The following is an 8,508-nucleotide window of genomic DNA, read 5'->3' as shown; positions in this document are numbered from 1 at the left end:
GGGGGGGGCGGGGGGGGGGGGGGGGGGGGGGGCCCGGGCCGGGTGTGTCGCCAACACCCCACCCCGGGCCCCCCCCCCCCGCGGGGGGCGGGGGCGGGCCCCCCCGGTCGTTGCGTCTTGCGGGGTCAGAGGGAGCGGAGGACCGCCACCACCTTGCCGAGGACGGTCGCCGCGTCGCCGAGGATCGGCTCGAAGGCGGTGTTGCGGGGGAGTAGCCAGGTGTGGCCGTCGCGCTGGCGGAAGACCTTGACGGTCGCTTCCTCGTCGAGCATGGCGGCGACGACGTCACCGTTCTCCGCCGTCTGCTGCGACCGGACGACGACCCAGTCGCCGTCGCAGATCGCGGCGTCGATCATCGACTCACCGACGACCTTGAGCATGAAGAGGTCACCCGTCCCGACCAGCTGACGGGGGAGCGGGATGATCTCGTCGACGTGCTGCTCGGCGGTGATCGGGACACCGGCGGCGATGCGGCCGACCAGGGGCACGAGCGTCGTTGCGTCGACGTCGGGGCCGTCGGAGTCGGGCGTGGGCTCGTCGACCAGCACCTCGAGTGCACGGGGGCGGTTCGGGTCGCGGCGGATCCAGCCGCCGAGCTCGAGCTGCCCGAGCTGGTGGGACACGCTCGACAGTGACGAGAGTCCGGCCGCGTCGCCGATCTCGCGCATGCTCGGCGGGTAGCCCCGGCTCGCGATCGACGCTCGGATCGCGTCGAGGATCGACTGCTGCTTCGCCGTCAACGGTTTCTGTCCGCGCAGTTCGTCCACCACGTCTCGCCCTTCGTCCGGAGTGGAACCGAGCCCCGCGGGAATGTCAGTGGTCCCGATGAGACTTGCTCCAGTCGATCGAAACAGTATCCGACCGTGACATGTCGGACAAACACCTGTTCGAGCGTGTCGCAAGAAAACTCCCCACAAATCCCCTCCTGGGGGTTGTGCAACCTCTGGCTCGAACGTATGTTCGGTACACGGCTTCGGACGACCAGCACGGTCGTACCGGCACCAACGCAAGCAGGAAGGCAACGACATGAGCACCAACGCCATCGCGGACATGCAGCACACCGCAGCACCCGCAGCGCGCACGCGCCTCCGTCTCACCCGTCGCGGGCGAGTGGTCTTCACCACCCTCGCGGCCGTTCCCGTCCTGCTCTGCGTCGGCATCGCGATGCTGAACGGCGGCCAGGCCTCGGCCGGTGACCGCGCGGCGAACGTGCACTTCGACACCGTGACGATCCAGCCGGGCGAGACCCTGTGGCAGGTCGCTGAGGACACCGCGCCGAACACCGACCCCCGTGACTTCATCCAGGACGTCGTGAGCCTCAACGCGCTGAACGGTTCCGCGGTGCAGGCCGGGCAAGAGATCTCGATCCCCACGCAGTACGAGCACTGACCTGCTCCTGACGGATCGGGCAGGTCGGCGTTCGCCCCTGGCGTGACCGTCCAGACGGCCGGTCCTCATGGGGGCAGCGCGGCCTACGATGGATCGGTGGCAACCACGCTCGAAGACCTCCCCATCCGCGACGACCTGCGCGGGCAGAGCCCCTACGGCGCCCCGCAGAAGCACGTCCGCGTGCAGCTCAACGTCAACGAGAACACCCATCCGGTGCCGGAGGACGTGGCCGAGGACATCGTCGCCTCGATCCGCCAGGCGCTGACGACCGTGAACCGGTACCCCGACCGCGAGTTCACCGAGTTGCGGCAGTCCCTCGCCGGGTACCTGGGCCACGGCCTGGGTGCCGAGTCGATCTGGGCGGCGAACGGCTCGAACGAGGTCATCCAGCAGCTGCTGCAGGCGTTCGGGGGCCCGGGCCGCAGCGTGCTCGGCTTCCCGCCCACGTACTCGATGCACTCGATCATCGCGTCGAGCACCGGCAGCCGGTGGATCGCCGCCGAGCGCGACCCCGAGTTCCGCATCTCGCCGGAGACCGCCGTCGCCGCGGTTCGCGCGCACCAGCCCGACCTGGTGTTCCTCTGTGGCCCGAACAACCCGACCGGGACGCCGCTCGACCTCGCCACGATCGAGGCCGTGTACGACGCCACCGACGGCATCGTGATGGTGGACGAGGCCTACGCCGAGTTCATGCCCGCCGGTCAGCCGACGGCGCTGACCCTGCTGCCGGGTCGCCCGCGTCTGGTCGTGTCCCGCACGATGAGCAAGGCCTTCGCCTTCGCCGGCGCCCGCGTCGGCTACCTCGCCGCCGATCCGGCGGTGATCGACGCCCTGCGTCTGGTCCGCCTGCCGTACCACCTGTCCGCGCTCACCCAGGCGGCGGCGGTCGCGGCACTCCGGCACGCCCCGGAGATGCTCCGCATGGTCGACGACATCCGCGGCCAGCGGGACCGGATGGTCACGGAGCTGCGGGCGATGGGGTACCAGCCGCACGAGACGTGGTCGAACTTCGTCCTGTTCGGTGGCGTCGCCGACCCGCGTGCGGCGTTCGAGTCGCTGCTCGAGCGCGACGTGATCGTCCGCGACCTGGGCATCCCGAACCACCTCCGGGTCAGCGCCGGCACGACCGAGGAGACCACCGCGTTCCTCGACGCCATGCGTGCGGTCGCCGCCGAGCAGCCGCCCGTTAGGGTTGCAGCATGACCGCGCGCACCGCCGAGATCACCCGCTCGACGAGTGAGTCGACCGTCTCCCTGTCGCTCGACCTCGACGGCACCGGGACGTCCGAGATCTCGACCAGCGTGCCGTTCTTCGACCACATGCTGACCGCGTTCAGCAAGCACTCGCTGATCGACCTGCGCGTGCAGAGCTCCGGCGACACGGACATCGACGTGCACCACACGGTGGAGGACACCGGCATCGTCCTGGGGCAGGCGCTCCGCCAGGCACTCGGCGACCGTGCCGGTATCGGCCGCTACGGCGACGCCCTGGTCCCGCTCGACGAGGCGCTGGCGCAGGCGGTCGTCGACGTCTCCGGCCGCCCGTACCTCGTGCACAGCGGGGAGCCGGCGGGCTTCGAGTTCCACCGGATCGGTGGGCACTTCACCGGCTCGATGGTGCGTCACGTGTTCGAGGCGATCACGATGAACTCGGGCATCACCGTCCACCTCCGCGTCCTCGACGGACGCGACCCCCACCACATCGCGGAGGCTGAGTTCAAGGCCTTCGCCCGCGCGATGCGCCGTGCGGTCGAACTCGACCCGCGCGTCGACGGCATCCCGTCCACGAAGGGCACGTTGTGAGCTCCACCCGCCCGAACGTCGTCGTCCTCGGCTACGGCTCCGGCAACGTCCACTCGGCGGCGAAGGCACTGGAACGCGCCGGCGCCGACGTCACGCTCTCGAACGACAAGCAGACGGCCCTCGCCGCCGACGGGCTCCTGGTCCCCGGCGTCGGCGCGTTCGCGGCCGTCGTCGACCAGCTCGAGGGGGTGCGCGGCGGCGAGATCGTCGACCACCGTCTGGCCGGTGGGCGCCCGGTGCTCGGCATCTGCGTCGGCATGCAGGTCCTCTTCGCCCGTGGTGTCGAGCGCGGCGCCGACGTCGAGGGCCTGGGGCAGTGGCCGGGCGTCGTCGAGCCGATCAAGGCCGACGTACTGCCGCACATGGGGTGGAACACGATCGACGCTCCCCAGGACTCGGTGCTCTTCGACGGCCTCCGCGACGAGCGGTTCTACTTCGTGCACTCCTACGGGGTCACCGACTTCCCGCTCGACGCCTACGGTCCGTTCCGCGCGCCGAAGCTGACGTGGGCCGAGCACGGGGAACGCTTCATCGCCGCCGTCGAGAACGGCCCGCTGAGCGCGACGCAGTTCCACCCGGAGAAGTCCGGCGAGCCCGGCATCCGCCTCCTCCGCAACTGGGTCTCGTCGCTGTGACCCCCGATCCCGACGGGACCATGACCGAGCTCTCCACCACCCAGCCCCTCGTCCTCCTGCCCGCGGTCGACGTCGTCGACGGCCAGGCGGTGCGCCTCACCCAGGGCGAAGCCGGCAGCGAGACGGGGTACGGCGACCCGGTCGCCGCCGCTCGCACCTGGCGCGACCAGGGCGCCGAGTGGATCCACCTCGTCGACCTCGACGCCGCCTTCGGTCGCGGTGACAACCGTCGCGTCATCGCGCACGCCATCCGGGAGGTCGAGGGGGTCTCCGTCGAACTCTCGGGTGGCATCCGCGACGACGCCTCGCTCGAGGCCGCGCTAGCGACCGGTGCCGCCCGGGTCAACCTCGGCACCGCTGCGCTCGAGAACCCGGAGTGGGCAGCCCGCGTGATCGGGCAGTACGGCGAGCAGATCGCCGTGGGCCTCGACGTCCGCGGCACCACCCTGGCCGCCCGCGGGTGGACCGAGGACGGCGGGGACCTCTGGGAGGTCCTCGACCGGCTCGAGGACGCCGGATGTGCCCGGTACGTGGTCACCGACGTCACGAAGGACGGCACGCTGCAGGGCCCGAACGTCGACCTGCTGCGCCAGGTCTGCGACCGCACCGACCAGCCCGTGGTGGCCTCGGGCGGCATCTCGACGCTCGACGACCTCCGTGCGCTCCGCGAACTCGTGCCGCACGGGCTCGAGGGCGCGATCATCGGCAAGGCCCTGTACACGGGGGCGTTCACGCTGCCGGCCGCACTCGACATCGCGTCGGAGTAGCCACGTGGCGGGCATCTCGAACGGCCGGGGTGCCGGCCCGGACCCCGACGAGCAGGCAGCGCCTGCCCACGACCACGCGGGCGACTCCGCCGGCAACCCGTGGGCCGGCCGCACGTTCGACGCGCACGACACGACCTTCACCGAGGACGACGGCCTGGCCGATCCCGCCGTCGTCGCCGCGATCACCGCGGTCGCGTCCGGAGGCCCGCACGCCGCGGTCGTCGACGCCCTCCGCACCGCCCGCCTGCTCATCCCGCTCGTCGCCGAGGCCGGCGACGTCGGGGAGACCCCGGACGGCCGGATCGTCGACAAGACCCAGGAACTCTCGATCGTCACGGTCGCCGGTCCCGACGGTCGTGCGGTGATGCCCGCCTTCACCTCGGTCGAGGCGATGCGCTCCTGGGACGCGGACGCCCGCCCGATCCCGGTCGAGTCCCGCCGTGTCGCGATGGCCGCCGCGAGCGAGGACACGCAGCTCGTCGTGCTCGACCCGACGGCAGCGACCGAGTTCGTCCTCCGCCGTCCCGCGGTGTGGGCGCTCGGCCAGGACCTGCCGTGGATGCCGTGCTCCGAGGACCCGGAGGTCGCGCGGGCCTTCGCCGGCACGATCGAGACCGAGCCCGCCGTGGTCCGGATCGAGCTGTCGCCGGGGGACCCGCTGTCACGGTTCGCCGGGCCCGAGCTGACCGTCGGCCTCCGACTCATCGCCGGCCTCGACCGCGAGCAGATCGCCGAGCTGGTCGGCCGCCTGCAGCAGCGGTGGGCGAGCGACCCGGTCATCGCGGAACGGGTCGACAGCATGCGCGTCGCCCTCCGCGCCGCCTGAACGGCGCGGGGACCGGAACCGGGCGCGGTCGGACACAGCCGGGAGGCGCGCCCTCCGTCCGCCCCGACCCGCACCCCACGCGGCGGTGCGGCCCGACCCCGTGCGAGCACGCCGGTACGATGGCCCGGTGAGCAGCATCCCGACGACAGCCTCCGGCACCGGCGACATCGTCACGGGTCCGACCGGTCGGCCCGTGCGGGCGTTCCCCGTGCCGGAGGAGCTGGACGGCCACGGTCCCGCACGCATCATCTCCCTGTGCAACCAGAAGGGCGGGGTCGGCAAGACCACCACCGCCATCAACCTCGGTGCCACGCTCGCCGAGTACGGCCGCCGTGTGCTGGCCGTCGACTTCGACCCGCAGGGTGCCCTGTCCGCCGGCCTCGGTGTCCGGACGCACGACATCCCCACCGTCTACGACCTGCTGATGGGCGCCGTGAAGGACCCGAACCAGGTCATCCAGCCGACGAACGTGCCGCTGCTCGACGTCATCCCCGCCAACATCGACCTGTCCGCGGCCGAGGTGCACCTGGTCAACGAGGTCGCTCGCGAGCAGATCCTGGCGAGCGTGCTGCGGAAGGTGTCGAACGACTACGACGTCATCCTCATCGACTGCCAGCCGTCGCTCGGGCTGCTCACCGTGAACGCCCTCACCGCGGCGCACGGCGTGCTCATCCCGCTCGAGTGCGAGTTCTTCGCCCTGCGCGGTGTCGCCCTGCTCATCGAGACGATCGACAAGGTGCGGGACCGGCTGAACCCGGCGCTGCTGCTCGACGGCATCCTGCCGACCATGTACGACTCGCGGACCCTGCACTCGCGCGAGGTCATGGAGCGCGTCGTCGAGACCTTCGGTGACCGGGTCCTGGACACCGTCATCGGGCGCACCGTGAAGTTCCCGGACGCGACCGTCTCGGCGCGACCGATCACGCAGACGGCTCCGGACCACGCTGCGGCCCATGCCTACCGGCAGCTGGCCCGAGAGCTCGTCCAGCGTGGCGCCGTCGCCTGAGGACCCGGCCACGAGCCTCCCGTCCGACCCGGCCGGACACGCCGACAGCGCGACCGACGCGCCGGTCGGCACCACGACGGCACCCGGGTTCCGGGTCCGTCTCAGCAACTTCGACGGACCGTTCGACCTGCTGCTGTCGCTCATCGCGAAGCACGAGCTGGACATCACCGAGGTCGCCCTCAGCGTCGTCACCGGCGAGTTCATCGCGTACGTGCGGCAGGCCTCGTCGAGTGAGGAACTCGACGAGGCGAGCGAGTTCCTGGTCGTCGCCGCGACCCTGCTCGACCTGAAGATCGTCGGTCTGCTGCCGCAGGGTGAACTCGTCGACGCCGAGGACGTCGCCCTGCTCGAGGCCCGCGACCTGCTGTTCGCCCGACTGCTGCAGTACCGGGCGTTCAAGCAGGCGGCGGACTGGTTCGGCGACCGCTGGGGTGCCGAGTCGCGACGCCACGTCCGGAGCGTCCGGCTCGAGGAGCGGTTCCGCGCCCGGACGCCCGAACTCGTCTGGACGCTGTCCGTGCAGGACTTCGCGGCGATGGCGGCGCTGGCCTTCGCACCGCGGGAGATCCCGACCGTCGGACTCGACCACCTGCACGCGCCCGCGGTCAGCATCCGGGAGCAGGCGGCCATCGTGGTGTCGGTCCTCCGCACCCGCGCCGACGAGGGCACGCCGGACGTCACGTTCCGGGAACTCATCGCCGGGGTCGACCAGGCGGGTATCGTGGTGGCTCGTTTCCTCGCGATCCTGGAGCTGTACCGGAACGCCTCCATCTCGTTCGAACAACTCGAACCGCTCGGGGAACTGGTCCTCCGGTGGACCGCGATCGACTGGACGGACGAGAGCCTCGCGAACCTGGGAGCCGACTATGACGGATGACGTGCACGCGCACGGCGCTCGGTCGCGCGCCGGGGGATCCGCAGAGCCGGGCGGGGCGGATGAGATCGAGGACGCCCGCGCGCTCGAGGTCGAGCTGCGCGGCGCCGCAGCCGCCCCGGCCGCAGGCGCCCCGGCCGCAGGCGCCACGGACGCGCCCGCAGACCTGCCCGTCGACGTTCCCGTCCTCCGGCAGCTCGAAGCGATCCTGATGATCGCCGACCAGCCGCAGTCCCTCGTCGCCCTCGCCGCCGCCGTCAGCGCGCCCGTCCCCGTCGTCCGCCAGGCCGTCGACCGCCTGGTCGCGGACTTCGACGGCGTGGACGGCACCGTCCGCCGCGGCTTCGAACTGCGCGAGGTCGGCGGCGGTTGGCGCTTCTACGTCCGTGCCGAACTCGACGCCGTCGTCGAGCAGTTCGTCGAGGCGGAACGTCCCGCGCGCCTGTCGCAGGCGGCCCTCGAGACCCTCGCCGTGGTCGCCTACAAGCAGCCGATCACCCGCTCCCAGATCGCCGCGATCCGGGCCGTCAACGTCGACGGCGTGGTCCGCACGCTCGTCGCGCGCGGCCTCATCGAGGAGTCGTTCACGGACTCCGAGACCGGCGCGATCAACTACGTCACCTCCGAGTTGCTGCTCCAGCAGCTCGGCATCAACTCGCTCGACGAGCTTCCGCTCATCTCGCCCCTCCTGGAGGACGGCGCGGACGGTTTCGGGCAGACCGGAAGGATCCCCGATGGCCGGGTTTGACCAGAACGACCGTGCACGACGAGACGACGACCGCCGCGGCGGGTCCGGACGTCCGGGCGGTGACCGGCCGGGAGGCGCGGGTCGCCGCGACGACGCACCCCGCGGACGCGACGGGGCCGGCTCCGGCGGGTACCGCGGACGCGACGACCGGGCCGGTGGCGGCGACCGTGGTGGGTACCGCGGGCGTGACGAGCGCGGCGGCGACCGTTCCTCCGGCGGGTACCGCGGGCGCGACGACCGGGCCGGTGGCAGCGAGCGTGGTGGGTACCGCGGGCGTGACGAGCGTGGCGGCGACCGTCCCACGGGTGGGTTCCGTGGGCGCGATGACCGCGGCGGCGACCGTCCGACCGGTGGGTTCCGCGGGCGTGACGAGCGTGGTGGCGACCGTCCGACCGGTGGGTACCGCGGGCGTGACGAGCGCGGCGGTGACCGTCCGACCGGTGGGTACCGTGGCGGCGACG

At 72.0% G+C, this 8,508-nt stretch carries 10 protein-coding genes and 1 pseudogene; 10 read left to right on the top strand and 1 reads right to left on the bottom strand.

Translation table 11 applies throughout. From position 1 onward, the window contains the following. Positions 1 to 125: 125 nt before the first annotated feature. Complete coding sequence (gene lexA / locus QCD68_RS16210) at positions 126 to 770, bottom strand: transcriptional repressor LexA (protein WP_111075492.1); 645 nt, start codon at positions 768 to 770, stop codon at positions 126 to 128. A gap of 256 nt (positions 771 to 1,026) precedes the next feature. On the opposite strand from lexA, the gene QCD68_RS16205 reads away from it, so the two are divergent. The 10 genes and pseudogenes from QCD68_RS16205 to QCD68_RS16160 all read left to right on the top strand — a co-directional run. After that, positions 1,027 to 1,389: a LysM peptidoglycan-binding domain-containing protein gene (locus tag QCD68_RS16205; protein WP_111075491.1), complete on the top strand. Its 363-nt coding sequence runs from the start codon at positions 1,027 to 1,029 to the stop codon at positions 1,387 to 1,389. 96 nt (positions 1,390 to 1,485) lie between these two features. Then, complete coding sequence (locus tag QCD68_RS16200) at positions 1,486 to 2,592, top strand: histidinol-phosphate transaminase (RefSeq protein ID WP_301223760.1); 1,107 nt, start codon at positions 1,486 to 1,488, stop codon at positions 2,590 to 2,592. Then, positions 2,589 to 3,191 carry an imidazoleglycerol-phosphate dehydratase HisB gene (gene hisB / locus QCD68_RS16195; protein ID WP_301223759.1) on the top strand — a complete coding sequence of 201 codons (603 nt, stop codon included), beginning with the start codon at positions 2,589 to 2,591 and terminating at the stop codon, positions 3,189 to 3,191. The genes QCD68_RS16200 and hisB overlap by 4 nt, the downstream gene beginning before the upstream one ends. Then, entirely contained in the window at positions 3,188 to 3,826 is a 639-nt protein-coding gene (gene hisH, locus QCD68_RS16190; RefSeq protein WP_301223758.1) for an imidazole glycerol phosphate synthase subunit HisH, read from the top strand. The genes hisB and hisH overlap by 4 nt, the downstream gene beginning before the upstream one ends. A 20-nt stretch (positions 3,827 to 3,846) precedes the next feature. After that, positions 3,847 to 4,593, top strand: coding sequence for a bifunctional 1-(5-phosphoribosyl)-5-((5-phosphoribosylamino)methylideneamino)imidazole-4-carboxamide isomerase/phosphoribosylanthranilate isomerase PriA (gene priA, locus QCD68_RS16185; protein WP_111075488.1), 747 nt, complete (start codon positions 3,847 to 3,849; stop codon positions 4,591 to 4,593). Positions 4,594 to 4,597: 4 nt separating this feature from the next. Further along, positions 4,598 to 5,419, top strand: coding sequence for an SseB family protein (locus tag QCD68_RS16180; protein WP_301223757.1), 822 nt, complete (start codon positions 4,598 to 4,600; stop codon positions 5,417 to 5,419). A 127-nt stretch (positions 5,420 to 5,546) separates the two neighbouring features. Next, positions 5,547 to 6,425 (top strand): ParA family protein, encoded by an 879-nt coding sequence (locus QCD68_RS16175; RefSeq protein WP_221850583.1) that lies wholly within the window; start codon positions 5,547 to 5,549, stop codon positions 6,423 to 6,425. Next, positions 6,409 to 7,302 (top strand): segregation and condensation protein A, encoded by an 894-nt coding sequence (locus tag QCD68_RS16170; RefSeq protein WP_441005197.1) that lies wholly within the window; start codon positions 6,409 to 6,411, stop codon positions 7,300 to 7,302. The genes QCD68_RS16175 and QCD68_RS16170 overlap by 17 nt, the downstream gene beginning before the upstream one ends. Continuing rightward, positions 7,292 to 8,047, top strand: a complete 756-nt coding sequence (gene scpB / locus QCD68_RS16165; RefSeq protein WP_301223755.1) for an SMC-Scp complex subunit ScpB — start codon at positions 7,292 to 7,294, stop codon at positions 8,045 to 8,047. The genes QCD68_RS16170 and scpB overlap by 11 nt, the downstream gene beginning before the upstream one ends. Continuing rightward, a pseudogene (locus QCD68_RS16160) lies at positions 8,034 to 8,508 on the top strand (DEAD/DEAH box helicase); the annotation flags it as partial. The gene scpB and the pseudogene QCD68_RS16160, both read left to right, overlap by 14 nt.

Source organism: Curtobacterium sp. PsM8, from assembly GCF_030433875.1.
Lineage (GTDB): Bacteria > Actinomycetota > Actinomycetes > Actinomycetales > Microbacteriaceae > Curtobacterium.
This window is presented reverse-complemented; position numbering and strand designations above follow the sequence as displayed.